The sequence below is a fragment of the Vibrio sp. 10N.222.55.C6 genome (assembly GCF_041473395.1).
GTDB classification, from domain to species: Bacteria; Pseudomonadota; Gammaproteobacteria; order Enterobacterales; family Vibrionaceae; genus Vibrio; species Vibrio crassostreae_C.
This window is the reverse complement of the sequence record NZ_JBFRSD010000152.1, coordinates 1-451: the sequence shown is the minus strand read 5'-3', so window position 1 is coordinate 451 and position 451 is coordinate 1. Positions and strand designations below refer to the sequence as shown.

Below are 451 nucleotides of genomic sequence, written 5' to 3'. Positions count from 1 at the left end.
CTAAAAGTTGTTTAATCATTTGTAACTCCTGTTTTGCATGTATTTATGCAAACAGGCCGTTAGGCAGTGCGTGTGTAGCAGTATTTTGATGTGTTGGTGTGGGGTTTGTGATTAGACCGCTTAGAATGCGTTTGGCTGGTGGCTAGATACAAAAAAACCGCTAGTAAATAGCGGTTTTCATTAGCCTTTTAGCTTTTCAATTTCAGCTTTTAATGCTTCGATTTCTGATTCAAATGCATTCACAGTGTTTTTTAGGTCTTTAATTGTCGCGCATTCTTTTTCGTCGCGTATTCTTAATTTTTCTTGTAAGTTTTTAATAGTCATTTTTAATTTACCATTTTCAATTTCAGTTTCTAGATGCTTGACTCTTTCAGGCATTAGTTTCTCGTTCATAATATTTTTGGTTTTATTTTCGGTTGCCTCAATGATTCTATCGTCACGGGTCTTCTTG

1 protein-coding gene is annotated in these 451 nt (G+C 35.3%); it reads right to left on the bottom strand.

All coding sequences use genetic code 11. The features are described from left to right. Nucleotides 1-180: 180 nt before the first annotated feature. Nucleotides 181-451: hypothetical protein (locus AB4486_RS22985; RefSeq protein ID WP_372118818.1), on the bottom strand; the 271-nt coding region annotated here is incomplete at its 5' end.